Below are 21,855 nucleotides of genomic sequence, written 5' to 3'. Positions count from 1 at the left end.
TAGGTTGGAAATGAACTTTGAAAAACAAAATAAAAAAAAGCGATACTCAGTACCGCTTTTTTGTCATATTTTTATTATTACAGATCAAGTAATAAACGAGTCGGATCTTCAAGTAACTCTTTAACAGTTACTAAAAATCCAACTGACTCTTTACCGTCAATCAATCTGTGATCGTAAGACAGTGCTAAATACATCATAGGTAAAATTTCAACTTTACCATTGACCGCCATAGGTCTGTCCTGAATTTTGTGCATCCCTAAAATAGCAGTTTGTGGCAAGTTGATAATAGGGGTTGAAATTAATGATCCAAACACCCCACCGTTAGTAATGGTGAAATTACCGCCGGTCATTTCTTCAATTGTTAATTTACCATCACGGCCTTTAATCGCTAATTCACGAATGCCTTTTTCAATTTCAGCTAATGATAATTGATCGCAATCGCGTAAAACCGGAGTCACCAAACCACGTGGCGTTGAAACCGCCATGCTCACATCAAAATAGTTATGATAAACAATATCATCACCATCAATTGAGGCATTCACTGACGGGTAACGTTTTAAAGCTTCGGTCACCGCTTTGGTAAAGAAAGACATAAACCCTAAACGAATACCGTGTTTTTTCTCAAAAGTTTCTTGGTATTGTTTACGAATATCCATAATAGGCTTCATGTTAACTTCATTAAAGGTCGTTAACATTGCCGTGGTATTTTTTGATTCTAATAAACGCGTTGCAATGGTTTTACGTAAACGTGTCATTGGTACACGTTTCTGTGTTCTGTTACCTAAAGCTTCCGCTGTATCTGTTTTTTCCGCTTTTTGTGAAGATTGAGACTGCTTCGCTTGTTTCGCTTTCACATAAGCTTCAACATCTTCTTTCATTAACCGTCCTTTTTCACCCGAGCGACTAATGTTCTTAGCTTCTTCAGCACTAATCCCATTTTGAGATAAAGCACGGCGAACTGAAGGTGTTAACGTACTGTCATTATCGTCGGAGCCAGATTCAGCTTCTTTTGCAGGTGCTTCTTCTTTAGCTGAGCTTGAAGACTCAGTGCTTGCGCCTTTTTCAAGTTTAGCAATCACCTGCTCTGCGTTGACTGTTGAACCTTCTGGCTCAAGTATTTCAGTTAACACACCATCACATTCAGCAGTTACTTCAAGCACTACTTTGTCAGTTTCAATATCAACCAAATTTTGCTCGCGTTTTACCGCTTCGCCTGGTTGAACGTGCCATGTGGCAATTGTTGCATCGGCAACAGATTCTGGTAAGACGGGTACTTTAACTTCCACACTTTCACCTTTATTTTGCTTTTCGGGGTTAGACTTAGCTGAGCTTTCAGCCGGCTCACTTTTATCCTGATTTGAAGGCGCAGCTTTTTCGCCTCCAGCAAGTAACTGACCAATTACCTGCTGAGCTAAAACGGTATCACCTTCACCATGTTTAATTTTTCCAATCACACCATCTGCTTCGGCAACCACTTCCAGCACAACTTTATCGGTTTCAATATCAACAAGATTTTGATCTCGGCTAACTGTGTCACCTTCTTTTACATGCCAAGTAGCAATGGTTGCATCTGCAACTGATTCGGGTAAACCCGGTACTTTAATATCAATAGCCATGTTATATCTCTTATTCTATTTCTAAACCAAGTGCCTGATGCACTAGTTCTTTTTGTTGCTGGTTATGGACAGCTAAATAACCGACTGCCGGAGAAGACGAAGCTTTACGGCCAACATATTGAAGCTGAGCACCTTGTGGGATCACATCTCTAAAATGATGTTGGCTACAATACCATGCGCCTTGGTTTTGAGGTTCTTCCTGACACCAGACAAATTCTTTAACATGCTGATATTGAGCCATAATTTTAGCCATATCTTCAAGCGGGAATGGATATAATTGCTCAATTCGAATAATAGCAACATTATCCATTTCACTTTTAGCACGGGCGTCACGTAAATCGTAATAAACTTTACCGCTACACATCACCACACGATTAACTTTATCTGCGGCAATCTCATCAATTTCACCAATCACATTTTGGAATACGCCTTCGGCTAATTCTTCTAATGAAGATACAGCTTGAGGATGACGTAATAATGACTTAGGAGACATAACTACCAAAGGTCGTCGCATTGGGCGAACTGCCTGACGGCGCAACATATTAAATACTTGAGCCGGAGTGGTTGGTACACAAACCTGAATATTATGATCTGCACACAATTGTAAGAAACGTTCTAATCTGGCAGATGAATGCTCTGGACCTTGTCCTTCATAGCCGTGCGGTAATAATAAAGTTAAACCACATAAACGACCCCACTTTTGCTCGCCAGAACTTAAAAACTGATCAATAACAACCTGAGCACCGTTGGCAAAATCACCAAATTGCGCTTCCCAAATTGTTAACGTTTTTGGTTCAGCTGTTGCATAACCATACTCAAATGCCAGTACCGCTTCTTCCGATAATACTGAATCATAAATTTCAATTTGAGCTTGGTTTTCGCTGATATGACTTAACGGCATATAAGGCTGTGCTGATTTTTGATCATGAATAAATGCATGGCGATGGAAAAATGTTCCTCGTCCACAGTCCTGACCCGTTAAGCGAATTCGAGTACCAGAATCAACCAAAGAGGCATACGCTAAGGTTTCGGCAAAACCCCAGTCGAGCAGCTTTTCACCTTCTGCCATTTTTACCCGATCTTGGTAAATCTTTTTAACACGTGATTGTGGCACAACACTTTCCGGGTATTGTGAAACTGACTCAGCCAAACGCTTTAACTCATCAATTGCAATTTTGCCATCGTATTCAATATCCCAGTCGTGGTTTAAAAACGGTCGCCAGTCTACTGAATGTTCAGTCATTGAGCGCCATTCTTCAACCACACAAGCCCCGTGATCTAATGCAGAGCGATATTCTTCAACCGCTCGTTCTGCATCTTGCTCGGCCAACACATTTTCACCAATTAATTGTTGTGCATATATTTGGCGAGGAACTGGATGCTTTTTAATTTTTTGATACATAAGTGGCTGAGTTGCACTTGGCTCATCGGCTTCGTTATGCCCATGACGACGATAACAAACCAAATCAATAACCACATCGCGTTTAAATTTGTTTCTAAAATCAAGCGCAACTTCAGTGGCAAAAATAACCGCTTCAGGATCATCAGAGTTAACATGGAAAATTGGCGCCTGTACCATTTTTGCAATATCAGTACAGTATTGAGTTGAACGCGTATCTTTTGGATTAGAAGTTGTAAAACCAACCTGATTATTAACCACAATACGAACTGTACCGCCAACCGCATAAGCGCGGGTTTGCGATAAGTTAAAGGTTTCCTGCACTACACCTTGCCCAGCAATAGCGGAGTCACCATGAATAGTAATAGGTAAAGCAAGTGTGCCATCTAAGCTGTCGCGTCTGTCTAAACGGGCACGAACTGACCCCATGACCACAGGGTTTACAATTTCAAGGTGAGACGGGTTAAACGCCAACGCCAAATGCACATTGCCACCCGGTGTTGCAAAATCTGATGAATAACCCATGTGATATTTAACATCACCAGAGCCTAAAGTTTCATCATGTTTGCCAGCAAACTCATCAAATAATACAGATGGATTTTTACCTAATACATTAACCAATACATTTAAACGACCACGGTGAGCCATTCCAATAACAACTTCTTTAGTCCCTTGTTCACCAGCGCGTGAAATAAGGCCTTTAAGCATTGGAATTAATGCATCGCCACCTTCTAATGAAAAACGTTTAGCACCCGGAAATTTACTTGCAAGATACTTTTCTAACCCATCAGCCGCAACTAACTCTTTATATAGTTTTAATTTTTTTTCTGTTGAGAGTTGAGGTTCACACTGCACTGACTCTAATCTTTGCTGCAACCAACGTTTTTCATCGGTTGAGGTCAGGTACATATATTCTGCACCAACTGAGCCACAATAGGTTTTAACTAATTTGCTGTGGATTTCTTTAAGCGGTAGATTTTCTTGACCAACAGCCAGTGAGCCAACATTAAAAACTTTGTCTAAGTCATCATTCGTTAATTCGTGATAAGACAGTTCTAAATCACGTACTCTTTCTTGCTGCCATAACCCGAGCGGGTCAATATTAGCATGTTGATGGCCTCGAAACCGGTAAGCATTAATTAACTGTAATACCTTAACTTGCTTAACATCCGAATTGCCTTTTTGAACAATAACTTGTGTCCGACGAGGATTTTTGGCAATTTCTTTAAATTCTTCCTGAACATCTGAGTGTTTTACTTCAACATCTACCCCTTCAACCTGAGGGAAAGAGTCAAACAAAGCACGCCATTCATCATTCACACTTTGTGGGTTATCTAAATATTGCTCGTATAACGCTTCTATATAGGTCGCATTGCTACCCGCTAACTGCGAAGACTCAAGCCAAGCTTTCATCGTGCCTTCATGCATTATCTTATCCTTTTACCGCTAAAAGTTTTACATAAAAAAATAGCCATTCTCATAACAAGAACGGCTATTTAGAAGATTTTGTTTAAACTGTAAGTTTAAAAAGCTATCTAAACAGCCTTGTTTAAGAGCATAGATTTAATTTTACCTATTGCTCTTGTTGGGTTTAACCCTTTAGGACATACACTAACGCAATTCATAATGCTATGACAACGGAATACGCTAAATGCATCGTCTAAATCTGCCAATCTTTGATCTTGTGCACCATCTCTGGAGTCAGCTAAAAAACGATAAGCATGTAATAAACCGGCTGGACCTATAAATTTATCCGGATTCCACCAAAACGAAGGACAAGAGGTAGAACAACAAGCACATAAAATACACTCGTATAAGCCATCCAGTTCTTCACGCTCTTCTGGCGATTGTAAATATTCACGCGCAGGCTTATTTTTTTCATCTGGAATTAAATAAGGCTTCACTTTTTCATACTGAGTATAAAATTGGCTCATATCTACAATTAAGTCACGAACAACAGGTAAACCCGGCAACGGTCGGATCACCGCCTTTTTACCTTTAAGTTGTGACAATGGCGTGATACAGGCCAAACCATTTTTACCATTCATATTTAAGCCATCGGAGCCACAAACCCCTTCACGGCACGAACGGCGAAAAGAAATACTCGGATCTTGCTCTTTTAACTGAATAAGAGCATCTAATACCATGATGTCGCTGCCGTCTTCCAATTCCAGCTCATAATCTTGCATGCGAGGCTTGTTATCAACATCTGGGTTATAACGATAAATTGAAAAAATACGTTTCATGTTCAAAACTCGCTTAGTAAGTTCTTACTTTTGGTGGAAATGCTTCGCGCTCAACCGGCTGCATGTTTACCTCTCGGCGCGTCATGCTTTCTGTTTGAGGTTGATAAATTGAGTGGCATAACCAGTTTTCATCATCCCGCTCAGGGTAATCAAATCGGCTATGAGCACCGCGGCTTTCTGTTCTAAAGTTTGCCGCAACAGCAGTTGCATAAGCGGTTTCCATTAAGTTTTCTAACTCTAAGCACTCAATACGTGTGGTATTAAACTCACGACTTGAGTCATCCAAACGTGCTGTTTTTAAACGCTCACGAATTTCTTTTAACTCAGCTAACCCTTGTGCCATTGCATCACCTTCTCTAAATACAGAGAAGTTAAGCTGCATACATTGTTGAAGATCTTTTCTGATTTGAACCGGGTCTTCACCTTTTTGAGTATTTTCCCAACGATTAACCCGATTTAATGCCAAATCAATGTCGTCTGAGCTAGCATCTTTAACTGCATAATCATTTAGTGCTTCACCCAAATGTAAACCTGTTGCACGGCCAAATACCACTAAGTCTAATAATGAATTACCACCTAAGCGGTTAGCACCATGTACAGATACACAAGCAATTTCACCACAGGCAAATAAACCTTCAATCAGTTTATCATTACCGTTTTCATCTAAGGTGATCGCCTGACCATTAACATTAGTTGGAATGCCGCCCATCATATAGTGACAAGTTGGAATAACCGGAATCGGCTCTTTAACAGGGTCAACATGAGCAAAAGTGCGAGATAATTCTAAAATCCCCGGTAAACGGCTTTCTAAAACTTCAGCACCTAAGTGGTCTAGTTTAAGTTTAATGTGAGGACCCCAAGGGCCTTCACATCCACGACCTTCACGAATTTCGGTCATCATTGAACGGGCAACTACGTCACGGCCAGCTAAATCTTTTGCGTTAGGGGCATAACGCTCCATAAAGCGCTCGCCATCTTTATTTAATAAATAACCACCTTCACCACGGCAACCTTCGGTAACCAAAACACCAGCACCAGCGATACCAGTTGGGTGGAATTGCCACATTTCCATATCTTGCATTGGCACACCGGCTCTAAGCGCCATGCCAACCCCATCACCTGTATTGATATGAGCGTTAGTGGTAGAAGCAAAAATTCGTCCTGCACCACCTGTCGCTAATACTGTGGCTTTAGCTTTAAAATAAACAATTTCGCCGCTTTCAATATCAATTGCAGTACAACCAACCACAGCGCCATCCTGATTTTTAACTAAATCAAGTGCATACCACTCGCTAAATACGGTTGTTTTATTTTTAACATTTTGTTGATAAAGCAAATGTAATAATGCATGCCCGGTACGGTCAGCCGCCGCAGCAGTACGAGCAGCCTGCTCGCCACCAAATGCTTTAGATTGACCACCAAAAGGACGTTGATAAATTTTCCCTTGCTCTGTACGAGAAAAAGGCAAGCCCATATTTTCTAATTCAATAATCGCTTGAGGACCTGTTTTACACATATATTCAATGGCATTTTGGTCGCCAATATAGTCAGACCCTTTAACCGTGTCGTACATGTGCCATTGCCAGTTATCTTCATGGGCATTACCCAACGCAACTGTGATCCCGCCTTGTGCAGAAACGGTATGTGAACGAGTTGGAAAAACTTTAGATAATAAAGCACAGGTTTTTCCCGATTCAGTAATTTGCAGTGCAGCGCGCATACCCGCCCCACCAGCACCAATTACAATAGCATCAAACTCTCTTACTGGAATTGTCACTTACACACCCCACAATACGAAAATGCCAGTTGCCACATAAGCTAGTGCGGCAATATTCAATAAAAATTGCAAACCAATACGTACACAGGTTGGTTTAACATAGTCAGTCAAAACCTGCCATAAACCAATCCAAGCATGTACTAATAAAGCGAATAACGAAATTAAAGTAAAAACTTTAACTGAAAGACAAGAGAATAACTCAGCCCATTTTACGTAAGTTAACTCGGGTGTTAATACCAAAAAGCCAACCATAAAAAGGCTATAAGCAGTCAGGATTAAAGCAGAAGCTCTAATTAAAATAAAATCATGAACGCCACTTCGGCCTAACGTTGCTGCATTTGCTACCATAACCACACTCCCGCTAATACAGACAGTACACCTGTTAAAATTAAGCTAATTACGGCACTTGAGTTACCTGAGCTTAATTCTTCCCAGTAGCCTAAATCTTGAATTAAATGACGAATACCGCCGATAAGGTGATATGCCAGAGCAGTTAAAATGCCCCAATAAATGAATTTTGCAAAAAATGTTTGTGACCACTGGGCAACATCTGCAAAGCCTGCTGGCGATGATAAAGAAGTTGCCAATAACCACATTAAAATACCCATTGCAAAAAACATGATTACACCGGTGACACGATGTAAGATGGAAGCAATTGCGGTAGCCGGAAAGCTAATTGTATTTAGCTCTAAATTGACTGGTCGTTGCTTTTTCACTGAGTTTTCCCACTTGTTTTTAAGTTATAAATAACTATCTCGCGTTGCGCTGTAAAGTATAGTCAAAACTGACAGGTTAACTATATGACTTTACAATTTATTTAAAAGCACTTTTTTAATAAAAATGATAAATTATGATTATTTGATTGAACTTATCTTGCTCTAAATAAATTGTTTAAATTTATACCCTAATTTTTTAACAAAAGTTCATTTTTTTAATGAATTAAACCCATTTTTCAAGTGAATGCTTTTTTTGTATGGTTGAGTTAAAAATTAAGCTAGTATGTGAACGTCTGAAATCTGATTAGTTTATATTTTGAGCGTTTATTGTTTAAATTGAACTCTTGTACAGATAATAAGACCCTTAGCGCTTATGCAGTTGACTATGCTGTTTAACCAAAGCAATTCCTGATGTCTCAAAAATAGAGCTGAAATTGTTTAATTTTTAATTAGGCAAATATGAATTTTGCGAAGATTGCAAAAATGCTCTATCGGCATAGCTGAATATCAGGTAAAGTAAATAAAAGTTCTATAAATTGACTTTCCTAGTCGGTTTTAAGTATTAATAATTAAAATCACATGTCGCATGACTTGCTCGAAAGGAGAATTTCTATGGCTGACAAGAAAGCCATCCTTACTATTGACGGACAACAAATAGAATTACCTATTATGTCCGGTACTTTAGGCCAAGATGTAATCGATGTCCGCTCATTAGGTAAGTATGGTCATTTCACATTTGATCCGGGCTTTTTAGCAACCGGTTCTTGTGAATCTGAGATCACCTTTATCGATGGTGCAAAAGGTGTATTACTTCACCGAGGTTATCCTATTGCTCAATTAGCAACACAAGCTGATTATTTAGAAGTTTGTTATTTGTTGTTACATGGAAATGCGCCAACAGAAGAAGAATACCAAAAGTTTGTAGGTACAATTAAAAAGCATACTATGGTGCATGAAGGCATCGAGTTTTTCTTCCGTGGCTTCCGTCGAGACGCGCATCCAATGGCGATGTTATGCGGCATCGTAGGTGCTTTATCCTCTTTTTATCACAGAGATTTGGATATTACAGACGCCGAACAAAGAGTTAGATGTGCAACCCGTTTAGTTGCAAAATTACCGACGATTGCTGCTATGTGTTACAAGTACAGCATTGGTCAACCATTCGTTTATCCAAAAAATGGTTTATCTTATTCAGAAAACTTTTTAAACATGATGTTTTCTGTACCAGCTGAAGATTATAAAATTGAACCTGCTGTTGCAAAAGCAATGGACAGAATTTTCACTTTGCATGCTGACCATGAGCAAAATGCGTCTACCTCAACTGTTCGTTTAGCAGGTTCTTCTGGTGCTAACCCTTATGCTTGTATTGCTGCGGGTATTGCCTCTTTATGGGGTCCTGCGCACGGTGGTGCTAACGAAGCTTGCTTAAACATGCTTGAAGAAATCGGTTCAGTTGACCGTATTGACGAATATGTAGCTAAAGCAAAAGATAAAAACGACCCATTCCGTTTAATGGGCTTTGGTCACCGTGTTTACAAAAACTTTGACCCTCGTGCTAAAGTAATGCGCGAAACGTGTCATGAAGTATTAAATGCATTAGGCATTAAAGATCCATTATTAGATGTTGCGATGCGTCTTGAGCAAATTGCTTTAGAAGATGAATACTTTATCAGCAAAAAATTGTATCCAAATGTCGATTTTTACTCAGGCATTATCTTAAAAGCCATCGGTATTCCAACTAATATGTTTACTGTGATTTTTGCAATGTCACGTACAATTGGCTGGATCTCACACTGGCACGAAATGTTAAGCCAGCCGGGTGCTAAAATTGGTCGTCCTCGTCAGTTATATACCGGCGAAGTTGAGCGCGAGTTCAAACCAATCAAAAAATAATTAACTCAAGTTAATTTAAAATAAAAGGCCATTCATCTGAATGGCTTTTTTGTTTAAATCGCCCTTACCTCTATTTTATCAATCACGTATAATCAGGCTAACTTAAACTAGCTGTTGTATTATTGTGCTGCAATTCATTCGTCCTATTTTCAAACTGGCTTGGCCTATTTTTGTCACTCAAAGCATTCAAACCATCATGGTGACAATTGATTTATTAATGTCTGCACAAGTTAGCGATGCTGATATGGCAGCCGTTGGCACAAGTTTATCTATTTGGCATCCCGCATACTTTTTTTGCATGGGCGTTATTATGGTACTCGCGCCGGTTTTATCTCACGCCTACGGTGAAAGCAATTTTAAAAAATTAGCAAATTATTTTAATCAGGGGATCTGGTTAGCCATAATTACCTGTATTTTCACCCTAATTATTTTAAGTTTTTCTGACCATTTTCTGGCATGGTTAAACCTTGAACCTAAATTACAATCTATTGGTAGCGAATACTTATATTATTTAAGTTTTGGTTTACCGTTTGTCTGCTTAATTGCTTGTTTTCGTTATTTAAACGAAGCAGTTGGCGAAACCAAACCACTCATGTTATTTAGCCTTATTGCTATGTTATTAAACATTCCACTTAACTGGCTGTTTATTTATGGTTTTGGCGACATTATTCCGGCATTTGGCGGCGCAGGCTGTGGAATAGCAACCAGTATTTCGACAGCGCTCTTGTTTGTTGGTTTTGCAACCATAACTTGGCTGCGCCCAATAACCAAACAAGCATTAAAAGAGTTTAATTTTAGCTGGCCACAATTAACCGATCTAGCCTATTTAATTAAACTTGGTGTACCTATTGGTTTTACTATATTTATGGAGCTAGCCTTGTTTGGTGCAGTTGCCCTTGCTATTGCAACTCACGGCACTTATCCGGCAGCCGCTCATCAAATTGCGCTCAATGTCACCACCAATTTTTATATGGTTCCGCTTAGTTTAGGCATGGCAACAACTGTACTAATTGGCCAAAAACTTGGACAAAAACAATTTGCTCAAGCCAAACAAGTTGCTCAATCTGGCATTTTAATGTGTGTTGGTTTTGCGGTTTTATCCTGCATTACCATTATGCTGTCCCGTAGCTGGTTAATTCCCCTGTTTAGCGACTCTCAGGCTATTTTTGTGATTGCAATGTCACTGCTATTTTGGGCTGCTATTTTTCAAATGTCGGATGGCATTCAAACCATAGTTGCCGCTAGTTTACGCGGTTACGCCGATACTCAGAAACCAATGCTGCTTGTTTTATTATCTTATTGGCTTATTGGTTTCCCAACTGGTTATTTATTAGCAGAAACTAATTACCTTGTACCTGCAATGGGCGTAAGTGCCTACTGGATTGGTTTATTAATTAGTTTATCCATGTCAGCGATTTTGCTAAGTTTAAGGCTGGCTTATTTTTGGCGAAAACCATGGTTATTAAACAGCTAATTATTTTAACGAGTTTATGTCTTTGCGCTTGTGGTAAAACTGAGCTTGAAAATGAGTGGCAAAAGTATCCGGATAGAATAGCAAACTTAACGGCAAGCGAATTTACGCCCGTTGAACCGCCCAACTATTATCCAGTTAATCAAAATCAATACCGCCAAGCAATTGAGCCAATTGAAATCAACCTGATTAAAGCTTTATCAATTCAAGACTGCCAACTACAAAACTTTATTGGTGAACGAAACTCAAGTTTAGGCAAAGTACACAGCCCAAGTAACCGCTTAATTTATGAAAAAAAGCTGCTTGATGCTCTCAATTTTTGCAGCGAGTTAACTCAATCGGCAGAAGCCGCTTTATTAACTAAAATAAAAACACACAAGCAAAACAACTGGCCTAAACAAGTCAATAACTATTTAATTGAGGCTGAACCTGTTCAAGCATTTTATCAGCAAACCCATACTTTACTTGAAAACGACACAGCCGGATTCAATACCAGCTTAGAATTTATTAATGCTTTAACCCCATTAATAACGCCAGATTCGACTAAACCGCTCACCCAGCCTCAATTTAACCGCTTTGAAAACAGCGTTGCACAAATTTACAACCGCAAGTTTATCAGCCAACTATTTTATACTTTGGAATATACCCAAAATCAGCTAGCTCAAGTCAATAAAATGTTAACAAGTCAGGCACAAAAACAAGTCTGCACTGATAGTTTTACGCCAGTAGAAATCACCTACTTACATAATGTGTTTATTAAATACTACGCTCATATATTGCAGCCACATTTGACAAAATTAAACTCTATCTCCAGTCAAATTGCGCCTAAAATCGACTATTTATTTGCACACAGCCAAATTCAGCGCAGTCCATTTGGGCAAAGATACCTGACAAATCAACCACAATCCGTTTATTACAGCTTTAATCAAAGCATTCAAAAACACACTCAACTTTGGCAACAAATCTTTAAACAATGCGGACTTATGCCAAAGTGAACAAAAATAAAGCAAACAAACCTTTTTTGTTAAATAATACTTGCCATTAGTTTAGCTAGTCGCTAATATTCGCGCCGTTGTTCAAACAACATCTCCAATGTACGACCGTAGCTCAGCTGGTTAGAGCACTACCTTGACATGGTAGGGGTCGGTGGTTCGAGTCCACTCGGTCGTACCAATTCTAAAGGCTTGTTCTATGCTAAGCCTTCTAAAAATATTAAAAACCAAATAATGTAAACTATATACAAACATTAGTTGCCTGCTGTTCAGTATCAAAAGTTATATCTTCCTAAAACAATATGATTAAATCATCCATTTGTAAGCGTTAATATTAAATCGCTAATTCAATAACTGACTCCTAAACAGTTCAAGTTTATAGTAACGTCAGTCTTTCGAATTAAGCTAGCCTCTTTATTTATTACCTTGATATTTATACTAATAAAATGCCATGCCTAATCTTAATACTTCATTTTTATTGAAAATAAGTTAGTGAAATGCTAATTTTTATATCAATTATTCGGAGTGTTTTTTAAAAGGATTAAAAATGGTTAAGCTACTTATCTCAGGCGTCACTATTCTTGTTATTTCAGGTTGCGCAACATCAACATCGTCCAATTATCGTAGCAACATTTATACAGGACCAACTACTATTACCGTTAAACAACCCAGAGGCGATATAAACTCAATTAAATATAAAGATTATACTTGTGACGAAATGAACCAAGAGTTTGTTAAAGTTCATAGCGCTTCCCTTCGAAATTTAATCGCAACGATTAACAATACAACATTAGATCATCGACAATCCCCCCAAAAAAAGTACGAGGAACACCTCGAAGATTCAGAATATAAAAAGAAAGGGCAAGAATACAATAAACAACTCTATGCTATGGCTAAGGCTGCAAATGAAGTTAATTGTGTTATGACGATGAATAACAAAACAATTGTACTAGCAGAATAAACGTCCACTCAAAAAAGCCTCTCGAAGAGAGGCTAGCGAGTTAAACCTCAACGCACTGCCAAGCCACAAACCGTCTGTAAATGTTCGGCAATCACTTGGGCATCATACTGTTTTTGAGGTTTGATACGGATAAATGAGTGTTGACCTTTTAAGCAGTTTAAAACCCAATCATTTTTCCGTTCTGCGGCATCTCTTAAATCTAATTCAATTAAAGCGAGAATCTGATTATTTTTATCCGTTACCACAAAATCAATTAACTTTTTTAACGCATTTCTTTTAATTATTTTATCATCAGCATTAATTAAACACGCCAGTGAAACCTGACAATGAATGCGATATTCAGGGGTTAATATTTGTTGCAGTAATAAATGTAACTGCTGCCTTGGGTTGAGTTCGAGTTGAGTAAATTTATGAATAAACTCAAAACGCTCTGCTTCTTTTTTCTGCTGTATTTTTTGCCAGACAAAAATACCCGCTAATAAAATAATAAATACCGCAAAAACTAGGATTATATTCATTGTTTATATTTGAATAGTTTAAATAGTGGATAAAGCTTAATGAAAAATCAATAACTTGGCTACTGATATAACTGTCCGTTATGTTTTAACCAACCATGTGGATGTTTATTGTTAGGATCATCGTGCGTCCAGTGAATAACACCGCCCTGTTTATTCCATTCATATTCACCGTAAAACTCAACCGTATCACCCACTTTGAGCGTTTGTATTTTTGGCGCTAAATCAATATTGTGGGCAATTAAAATAGTTTGCCCTGTATTCAACCGAATAATAAACCTTTGATGGCGACTGCCTTTTAAATCATCGGCTAATAATCGAGTTACTTTGCCCCACCCAGCAATTTGCAAATCACTTTGTTTATTGTTAAATGCAGCTAACAGTTGTTGTTCAAATCCATGTGTTATTTGCGATTGTTGCGATGAATTTAATGGATTAGCGTTCGCCAGCTGTAAACAAGATAATGAAACAATAAGAATATTAAAAACTAAAGCAAAAACCCTTTTTTTCATTTGTAACTTCCTTAAATTTAAAATAAAACAAAAACGCAGATTAGCTAATCCGCGTTTAAATTGAGGTGATAAAAGCATTTAATTGAGGTTAACTAAGCGCTCTAATCAAGGCCTGAGTATTAACCTTAATGAGTTTCCAGCAGCTTGCTAAACCTAATAAACCAATGACCACTGCACCGGTAATAGGTCCGATAAACCAAAATTGCCAATGAAATTTTGCTGGCATATTAAACACTTGAGTTTGCAGAATATAAAGTGCGATCTCATTTGCAACAGCAGCAAATAAACCAGCCAGAGCGCCTAAAATCATAAATTCTAAACTCACACTATTGCGTAATAATGACGATTTAGCGCCTAAAGTACGTAAAATCACTAACTCTTGGCGGCGTTCATCTAAACTCGCCTGAACTTGTGCAATTAAAACTAAACTACCAGCAACCACAACTAATATTAAAATAAATTCGACCGCCAAAGAAACCTGATTGGTGATTTGCCTAATTTGATCAATTATCGCATCAATATCAATCAAAGTTGCACTCGGGAATTGGCTCATAATAGTGTGTAGTTCTGGTTTAACTTGCTCAGGAACGTAAAAACTGGTGATGTAATTAGACGGAAAATTTTCCAAGACAACGGGGTTAAAAATCATAAAAAAGTTAGGTTTCATTGATTCCCAAACTACTTTACGAATACTGGTCACCTCAGCGCTAAATTCACTACCGGCAATATTAAAGGTTAGTTTATCGCCCAGTTTTAAATTCATCCGCTCAGATACCCCTTCTTCTATCGACACCTGATAGCTTTTATCATTTTGTTGCCACCAGCTTCCGGCAACCAAGGTATTATCTTCCGGAAACTCGGCATAAGCGGTTAAATTAAGCTCACGGCCAAATGAGCGTGGGCCATCTCTGTCCCTGTCCTCTCGTCTTTCTTTGCTTACATCATCACGAACATATTCATCATTTATCGCAACCATACGCCCACGGGTAACCGGATAAGCATCTTCAATTTCAATGCCTTTGTCGTTAAACGACTGGATAAAGGTGTCTATTTGATGCTGATTAACATTAATTGCAAAATAATTGGGGGTTCCTTCTGGGAGCTGTGATTGCCACTCTGCCAATAAATCATTTCTTAAAACTAAAACAATCAGTAATAACTCAATGGCAATGGTAAAACTAATCAGCTGAATGCTGTTTTCACTTGCACGGCGATACAAACCAGCCAGAGCTAACTTGGTTGCACTACCGGCATTAGCGCCTGCTTTACGTGATCCCCAAATGGCACTTCTTGCAATAACCAGCAATACCAAAATAACCAAACCTGCCGATGCCAGCAGCGCCAAACTTAACTCAATATTTCCGCTGTAAAGCCACATTAAACCAAAAATTGCGCCACCGGAAAAAATCCAGTTTAACCAGTCTTTATTTTCCAACCCCTGCATTTGTCGATGCAAAACCCTAAGTGGCGGGATTGAAAATAATTTAAGCAGCGGATAAACCGAAAACAATAAAACACTCATTAAGCCTGTGGTAAAAGCAAGCCACCAAGGCCGCAAGCCCGCATTTGGAATATATTCAGGTAAATAAGATTGCAGCGCTTGAATAATCACAAGTTGGGCAAAATAACCGAGCGCAAGGCCAAGGCCGATACCCGTAATTGAAATTAAACTAAGTTGAAATACAAATACCCAGCGGATTTGAATTTGATTCGCACCTAAGGTTTTTAAAATGGCAACCAGATCAAAATGACGCTCACAAAAACGCGATGCCGCAACCGCAATGGCAGTTGAGGCTAAAACAATGCCTAACAAACTGGCTAACAAAAAGTATTTTTCAGCGCGTCTGACCGAACGTAAAATTCTGGAATTAGAATCATCAGTTGAATTAAATCGGTGAATATCACGGTTAAGTAACGGCGTTACCCAATCTTCAAAATCAGCTAAATCACTGCTATCGCCAGCTAAATTAAGCTGATAACTCACGCGTGAGCCGGGTTGAATCACACCGGTTTTAGCTAAATCATCTAAATGAATTAATGCTAATCCGCCTGCATTAAAAACATTAAAATCGGTATCTGGCACACTGGCAATAATATGAGCGAATTTAAGTTGGGTATCGCCCACTTCAATCATTGCACCGGGTTTCACCCCTAGTTGACTGATTAATTTACTGTCGAGCCAAATTTCTCCCGGCTCAACCCGTTCAGCTGTGGTTGCACCAGCATCCCATGCAACTTGAGTTAATTTCAGTTCCCCTTTTAATGGATAAGCCTGATCAACCGCCCGAATACTGGCAAGTTGCATCTTGTCATTTACAAACAACATTGAAGAAAAACGAGTTTGCTGAGAGTAGTCCAGCGACATGGCATCAGCCTGCTCAATCCATTCAGGATTAATTTCGCGCGATGCACTTAACACACTGTCGGCCGCTAAAAACTCTCCGCTTTTTTCTTTTAACGCGCCCTGTAAACGCTCACTAAATAAAGATAAAGAAAATACCGAAGAAACCGCCAGCACTAAAGCGGCCAAAATAATCGTTAACTCACCGCGTTTAAGCTCTTGCCGCAACAACCGCGCGGCTAAATTAAACGCTACTTTCATATTTTGATTAAGCATGTAATTCACCATCTACTGCTGCTACGCCTAACTCATGTAACTGACCTGCCTGCATGGTTAATTGTCGCTGGCAACGATTTGCTAAATTGGTATCGTGAGTCACCAAAACTAACGTTGTGCCCTGTGCGCGATTGAGTTCAAATAATAAATCTTCAACTTTTTTACCATTTTCAGCATCTAAATTTCCGGTAGGTTCATCGGCAAATAAAATTGCAGGGCGTGAAGCAAATGCGCGTGCAACGGCAACTCTTTGCTGCTCGCCACCAGATAACTGATTAGGATAATGATGACCACGATCTTCAAGCCCAACCGCAGCCAACAATGCTAAAGCCTGCGTTTTTGCATCTTTTTGGTGACTCAATTCAAGTGGTAACATCACATTTTCAAGCGCAGTTAAACTTTGTACCAACATAAAAGACTGAAATACAAAACCCACTTTTTCACCGCGTAAAATAGCACGCTGCTCTTCGTCTAAATTATGCAACGCTTGACCTGCTAAAAAGATTTCACCCTGCTGGCACACATCTAGCCCAGCCAGTAAACTTAACAAAGTGGATTTACCCGAACCGGAGCGACCTACAATAGCAACTGATTCACCTGCATTTATTTCAAACTGACAATCGGTTAATATCTTAAGTTCTTCGCCGTTGGAACTTACGGTTTTGGATAAATTTTTAACGCTAAGTATTGAGGACATTATGACAGTTCCTTTTTATAAATATTTTAATCTATTCGGTTTTGCTAAGTTGCTATCAGTTTTTATACTGCTTAGTTTTAATTTAGTTCACTCAGCCTATGCTGAAAATAACAAACAAACCCTGCTCATATTAGGCGACAGTTTATCCGCCGGATATGGGCTGGATGTTGAACAAAGCTGGGCTCATTTATTAGCTCAAGACTGGCAGCAAAACTACCCTGAGCGAAATATTATTAATGCCAGCATCAGCGGCGACACCACCAGCGGCGGCTTAAACCGGTTAAATAAATTACTGGACCAACACCAACCAGCTTGGGTATTAATTGAATTAGGTGGTAACGATGGTTTAAGAGGTTTTCAGCTACCGGTTATTAAACAAAATTTAACTCAATTAGTTCAATTAACCGAGCAAAAAGGTGCAGAAGCCATTTTAGCCGAAATAAAAATACCACCTAACTATGGTCAGCGTTATGTATCCCGTTTTACTCAACAATATCATGAAATTGCACAAGAGTTTAAATTAGATTTAATCCCGTTTTTTATTGAATCAGTGGCAGTCAATCCTGATCTAATGCAAAGAGATGGTATTCACCCAAATGCACAAGCTCAGCCACAAATTAAAGACTTTATGGATAAAGCATTAAATAACGCGATACAATCAACCAATTAACCAATTAACCTAACCAATTTAATTAAGCGGAGTTATTACCAGATGAGTTCTTTACAAGATCAGCTTTTAAAAGCAGGTTTAACAACTCAAAAAAAAGCTAAAAAAGCAGCTAAAGGCAGTAAAAAAAGCCGAACCTTAAAAAAAGAGGTTAAAGCTGCAACCGAACAAACTAAATCGGAGCAACAGGCTAAGTCTGAACAAGCCAATTTAGTCTTAAAAAAAGAGGCTGAGCAAAAAGCCATTGCCGCTCAAATCAAACAATTAATTGAAAATAACCAAATTGAGCAAAAAGGCGAAATTAAATATAACTTTGAACACAATGGCGTGATTAAAAGCATCTTGGTCAACGACAAACTACAAAATCAATTAGTTAAAGGGTATATTGGCATCGCCGTTTTAGGTGAAACCTATTATGTGATACCGGCAACCGCTGCCGAAAAAATCAGCCAGCGTGACGAAGGTTATATCGTATTGTTAAATACCTTAGCTAAAAGCGATGAACAAGTGGACGATGTCGAAGAAGATCCATACAAAGACTTTGTTATCCCAGATGATTTAATGTGGTAATTGGTTTTGTCCAAAACTTTTTTCAAAAGTAATGACTTGAGTTTAAGTCATTACTTTTGCTGAGTCAGATCCGAGCCTGAGAATAAAACCTAACTTAACACAGCCTCAAAAAGGATATGAATGGTAACATAACTTTATTGTTGGTTTTTTACCTGTATAAATGCAGTATTAACAAAAATGTCAGCGTAAACTGACTGTTTTTTAGCTGATGGCACTACGAATATCTACTCCTATATTGTGGTTTTTAAATCGCATTAAGTAGAAGTTATAATAGATGTTTAGATATTTTTATCTTTACGTAGCCGCTCTCGATACTTTCTTTTTGCTAGATCTTGCATATCCGTCGCCATATCACTCTCATCAACAATCTCTTTACCCAGTAGAGTCTCAATTGCATCTTCTAATGTCACAACCCCCACAGTTTGACCAAATTCATCTTCAACTAACGCAAGGTGAATTTTCCCTTTAATAAAAAAATCCAGCATTTTATTCACCGGTAATTTTTCAGATACTCGATATATAGGTTGAGCCAGTTCACTGACTAAAATATCGCCCTTACCCTCTCGCTCGGCTATAAATAACTCGTTACGCAATATACAACCCGTAATCTCATCTATATTTTTGCCATAAAGTGGCATGCGGGAAAATTTTTGGGTTTGGGCTAAATTGAGTGCATCTGTTACTTTAATAGTATCATGCAGCATATGAACGACTGAACGCGGGGTTAAAATTTGCTCTACTTTTACGTCTCTCATCCTGAGTAAATTCACAAGATATTCATTTTCGTGCGTCAATAAACTCCCATCCTTATAACTGACAGATGCAAGCGCGATAATTTCTTCTCGAGTAATTTCTCTGTCCGTATTTTTACTGAACAATAAAGTAATTCTGGTAGATAACCACACTAAGGGATAAACAATTTTAATTAACCATGAAATAGTGTAAGCAGCAGGTATCGCAAAAGTTTGCCAATATGTTGCCCCCAAAGTTTTTGGAATTATTTCTGAAAAGTACAATATTGATAAAGTAAGCAATATAGCGATCAATGTCTCCCACTCTGCGCCAAATATTTGTATTGCTTGCGAACCAACACCCGCAGCTCCCATAGTGTGAGCAAAGGTATTTAAAATTAAAATGCTAGATAAAGACTCATCAATGCGCTCTTTTACTTTCGCCAATTGCGAACCGCCTTTTAAATTACGCTCACTAACTTGCTCAATATAACTGGGGGAAACAGATAATAATACAGCCTCAAGTATTGAGCATAAAAATGACACACCAATCGCAATCGTTAGATAAATAAATAACAGCGTCATAGTATTCCTTTTCCGATCTTTAAATACTTTACTTTCCTACAAAAACACTATACCTGTGCTGCTGTCAACTACAATTAAAAACTGCCCCACTTACCGGTTTTGATTTATCCATCAAACCATATACATAAGCTAGATAAACGCTTTGTTGATTACTAAGCTGCTTGTGTTGATGCTTTGGTATGGCTGCTGCCTGTTTCTTAGCTGTGCGGCAGTGGACACTATTTAAATTTAGCAAAAAATAAGCTATGGCATAGCTTTAAGACAATTTAGACTTTTTACCCAATTTTCTAGCCTAATTGTAAATAACTGATAATTAATTGAATTTTTAAAGCGCAAAAAGTTGGGGGATAATTTACGGGTTTAATTGTGCTGCTAATTTTAGCTTACAACTCGAGATAATAAATAGATAAAAAAAGAGGGCAAAAATGCCCTCTTTTAAATTTTGCTCTGTAAAGCTTAATTTAACGGTTAAGCTTTAACTTCTGCTGCCACTTCACGGAAAGCTTCTTTAAAAATAGCTAAGCCTTCATTTAAAATGCCATCTTCAATGGTTAAAGCAACAAAGATTTTGTTAACTTGGCTGTCTGCACCACAGGTTTCAGAAATTAAGCCTTTTTCAAATGCTTTAGCTGATACTTTATCAGCAAATCCAGCTTGATTTGTTTGAATCCCTAAAACTAAACCTCTGCCTTTAACTTTACAGTCAAACTCAGGAAATTCAGCTTTAAGCTCTTCAAGTGCAGCTTTAATAATTTCAGATTTACGGCCAACTTCTTTCGTTAACGTATCGTCAGACCAATATTGATCAATTAACTCTTTTGCCGCCACAAAAGCCAATGAGTTACCACGGAAAGTACCCGTATGCTCACCCGGCGACCATGCGTCTACTTCTGGGTTAATTAACAATACAGCCATTGGGTTACCGCCACCGATTGATTTAGATAAACAAACCATATCTGGTGTAATTCCAGCTTCTTCAAAGCTGAAGAATTTACCGGTTCGGCCATTACCAACCTGAATGTCGTCAACAATTAATAAAATATCTTGCTCTTTACATAGCGCAGCTAAATTTTGTAGCCATTCTTTTGAAGCAACGTTAATCCCGCCTTCACCTTGTACGGTTTCTAAAATAACCGCAGCCGGTTTTTCAAGGCCAGAACCTTTATCTTCAAGGTAACGACGGAATACTTTAATTGTATCCATATCGTCGCCTAAAAATCCGTCAAACGGCATAAAAGATACAGCACCACGCGCACCGTAAGATTCGTCACGATATGCCTGATTACCAGTTGCCGATAATGCCCCCATTGTATGACCATGATATGCATTGGTAAAAGCAACGATATTACCGCGACCTTTTACCTGACGTGCCAGTTTCATTGCAGCTTCAGTACAGTTAGTACCAGTTGGGCCTGTAAACTGAAGCTTATAGTTGTAGCCTCTTGGCTCTAAAATTTTCTCAACAAATGTAGTTAAAAACGCTTGTTTTGCTACTGTCGCTTTATCTAAACCGTGAGCAATTCGGCGATCTTTTAAATATTGAATTTGAGCTTCCACTGCTTTTTCCGGGTTGTGCCCGTAATTTAAAGTGCCCGCTCCGGCAAAAAAGTCAACATAACGCTTGCCGTCTTCATCAAATAATTCTGCGCCAATCGCTTTGTCAAAAATAGTAGGGAAAGAGCGGATATAGCCTCTCACTTCAGATTCATGTTCTTCAAATATGTCCATTTGATAGTCTCTTAGGTTAAAGGTTAAAAGGTTATACTCATCAGAGTTGTCACCCACCTGAGTTTAATTATATACACACGCGAATATAACAAGTGAATATACCTTTGCTATTAGTTAATGCCTGCTTAATTTTGAACTCTAAACAAAAATACAAACTAAAAG

At 38.5% G+C, this 21,855-nt stretch carries 18 protein-coding genes and 1 tRNA gene; 7 read left to right on the top strand and 12 right to left on the bottom strand.

The window, feature by feature from the left end; genetic code table 11:
- Positions 1-77: 77 nt before the first annotated feature.
- The 6 genes from odhB to sdhC form a co-directional block, all read right to left on the bottom strand.
- Complete coding sequence (odhB, locus tag N7931_RS14445; protein WP_262795032.1) at positions 78-1,616, bottom strand: 2-oxoglutarate dehydrogenase complex dihydrolipoyllysine-residue succinyltransferase; 1,539 nt, start codon at positions 1,614-1,616, stop codon at positions 78-80.
- A 10-nt stretch (positions 1,617-1,626) separates the two neighbouring features.
- Positions 1,627-4,443: a 2-oxoglutarate dehydrogenase E1 component gene (sucA, locus tag N7931_RS14440; protein WP_262795030.1), complete on the bottom strand. Its 2,817-nt coding sequence runs from the start codon at positions 4,441-4,443 to the stop codon at positions 1,627-1,629.
- A 107-nt stretch (positions 4,444-4,550) separates the two neighbouring features.
- Positions 4,551-5,261, bottom strand: coding sequence for a succinate dehydrogenase iron-sulfur subunit (locus N7931_RS14435; RefSeq protein WP_262795028.1), 711 nt, complete (start codon positions 5,259-5,261; stop codon positions 4,551-4,553).
- Between the two features lie 13 nt (positions 5,262-5,274).
- Positions 5,275-7,038 (bottom strand): succinate dehydrogenase flavoprotein subunit, encoded by a 1,764-nt coding sequence (sdhA, locus tag N7931_RS14430; protein WP_262795026.1) that lies wholly within the window; start codon positions 7,036-7,038, stop codon positions 5,275-5,277.
- The gene (sdhD, locus tag N7931_RS14425) at positions 7,039-7,386 is read right to left on the bottom strand and encodes a succinate dehydrogenase, hydrophobic membrane anchor protein (protein WP_262795024.1); all 348 of its coding nucleotides are present in this window, start codon (positions 7,384-7,386) and stop codon (positions 7,039-7,041) included.
- Positions 7,380-7,754 (bottom strand): succinate dehydrogenase cytochrome b556 subunit, encoded by a 375-nt coding sequence (sdhC, locus tag N7931_RS14420; protein WP_262795022.1) that lies wholly within the window; start codon positions 7,752-7,754, stop codon positions 7,380-7,382. Before sdhC ends, sdhD begins: the two co-directional genes overlap by 7 nt.
- A gap of 612 nt (positions 7,755-8,366) precedes the next feature.
- Here sdhC and gltA point away from each other — a divergent pair.
- The 5 genes from gltA (at position 8,367) to N7931_RS14395 (ending at position 13,071) form a co-directional block, all read left to right on the top strand.
- Complete coding sequence (gene gltA / locus N7931_RS14415; protein WP_262795020.1) at positions 8,367-9,647, top strand: citrate synthase; 1,281 nt, start codon at positions 8,367-8,369, stop codon at positions 9,645-9,647.
- A 124-nt stretch (positions 9,648-9,771) separates the two neighbouring features.
- Entirely contained in the window at positions 9,772-11,121 is a 1,350-nt protein-coding gene (locus tag N7931_RS14410) for an MATE family efflux transporter (RefSeq protein ID WP_262795018.1), read from the top strand.
- The gene (locus N7931_RS14405) at positions 11,103-12,113 is read left to right on the top strand and encodes a DUF3080 domain-containing protein (RefSeq protein ID WP_262795016.1); all 1,011 of its coding nucleotides are present in this window, start codon (positions 11,103-11,105) and stop codon (positions 12,111-12,113) included. The genes N7931_RS14410 and N7931_RS14405 overlap by 19 nt, the downstream gene beginning before the upstream one ends.
- A 101-nt stretch (positions 12,114-12,214) precedes the next feature.
- Positions 12,215-12,291, top strand: a tRNA-Val gene (locus N7931_RS14400).
- Positions 12,292-12,657: 366 nt separating this feature from the next.
- Complete coding sequence (locus N7931_RS14395) at positions 12,658-13,071, top strand: hypothetical protein (RefSeq protein ID WP_262795015.1); 414 nt, start codon at positions 12,658-12,660, stop codon at positions 13,069-13,071.
- A 47-nt stretch (positions 13,072-13,118) separates the two neighbouring features.
- Here the strand turns inward: N7931_RS14395 and N7931_RS14390 are convergent, their stop codons facing one another.
- The 4 genes from N7931_RS14390 to N7931_RS14375 all read right to left on the bottom strand — a co-directional run bounded on the left by N7931_RS14390 (position 13,119) and on the right by N7931_RS14375 (position 17,412).
- Positions 13,119-13,589, bottom strand: a complete 471-nt coding sequence (locus N7931_RS14390) for a DUF2726 domain-containing protein (RefSeq protein WP_262795013.1) — start codon at positions 13,587-13,589, stop codon at positions 13,119-13,121.
- Between the two features lie 59 nt (positions 13,590-13,648).
- Positions 13,649-14,098: a DUF3465 domain-containing protein gene (locus N7931_RS14385; protein WP_262795011.1), complete on the bottom strand. Its 450-nt coding sequence runs from the start codon at positions 14,096-14,098 to the stop codon at positions 13,649-13,651.
- An 88-nt stretch (positions 14,099-14,186) separates the two neighbouring features.
- Positions 14,187-16,715 carry an ABC transporter permease gene (locus N7931_RS14380; protein ID WP_262795009.1) on the bottom strand — a complete coding sequence of 843 codons (2,529 nt, stop codon included), beginning with the start codon at positions 16,713-16,715 and terminating at the stop codon, positions 14,187-14,189.
- Positions 16,708-17,412, bottom strand: a complete 705-nt coding sequence (locus N7931_RS14375; RefSeq protein WP_262795007.1) for an ABC transporter ATP-binding protein — start codon at positions 17,410-17,412, stop codon at positions 16,708-16,710. Before N7931_RS14375 ends, N7931_RS14380 begins: the two co-directional genes overlap by 8 nt.
- A gap of 1 nt (position 17,413) precedes the next feature.
- Between N7931_RS14375 and N7931_RS14370 the strand changes: the two genes are divergently transcribed.
- On the top strand, positions 17,414-18,082 hold the full coding sequence (locus tag N7931_RS14370; protein ID WP_262795005.1) for an arylesterase: 669 nt from the start codon (positions 17,414-17,416) through the stop codon (positions 18,080-18,082).
- Between the two features lie 42 nt (positions 18,083-18,124).
- Positions 18,125-18,649 (top strand): DUF2058 domain-containing protein, encoded by a 525-nt coding sequence (locus N7931_RS14365; protein WP_262795003.1) that lies wholly within the window; start codon positions 18,125-18,127, stop codon positions 18,647-18,649.
- A 278-nt stretch (positions 18,650-18,927) separates the two neighbouring features.
- On the opposite strand, the gene N7931_RS14360 is transcribed toward N7931_RS14365, so the two are convergent.
- Positions 18,928-19,965 (bottom strand): CNNM domain-containing protein, encoded by a 1,038-nt coding sequence (locus tag N7931_RS14360; RefSeq protein ID WP_262795001.1) that lies wholly within the window; start codon positions 19,963-19,965, stop codon positions 18,928-18,930.
- A gap of 468 nt (positions 19,966-20,433) precedes the next feature.
- Entirely contained in the window at positions 20,434-21,693 is a 1,260-nt protein-coding gene (gene ectB / locus N7931_RS14355; protein ID WP_262794999.1) for a diaminobutyrate--2-oxoglutarate transaminase, read from the bottom strand.
- Positions 21,694-21,855 lie beyond the last annotated feature (162 nt).

The organism is Catenovulum sp. 2E275 (assembly GCF_025515275.1).
Lineage (GTDB): Bacteria > Pseudomonadota > Gammaproteobacteria > Enterobacterales > Alteromonadaceae > Catenovulum.
The sequence above is the reverse complement of the archived record's forward strand: the minus strand, read 5'-3'. Positions and strand labels throughout refer to the sequence as shown.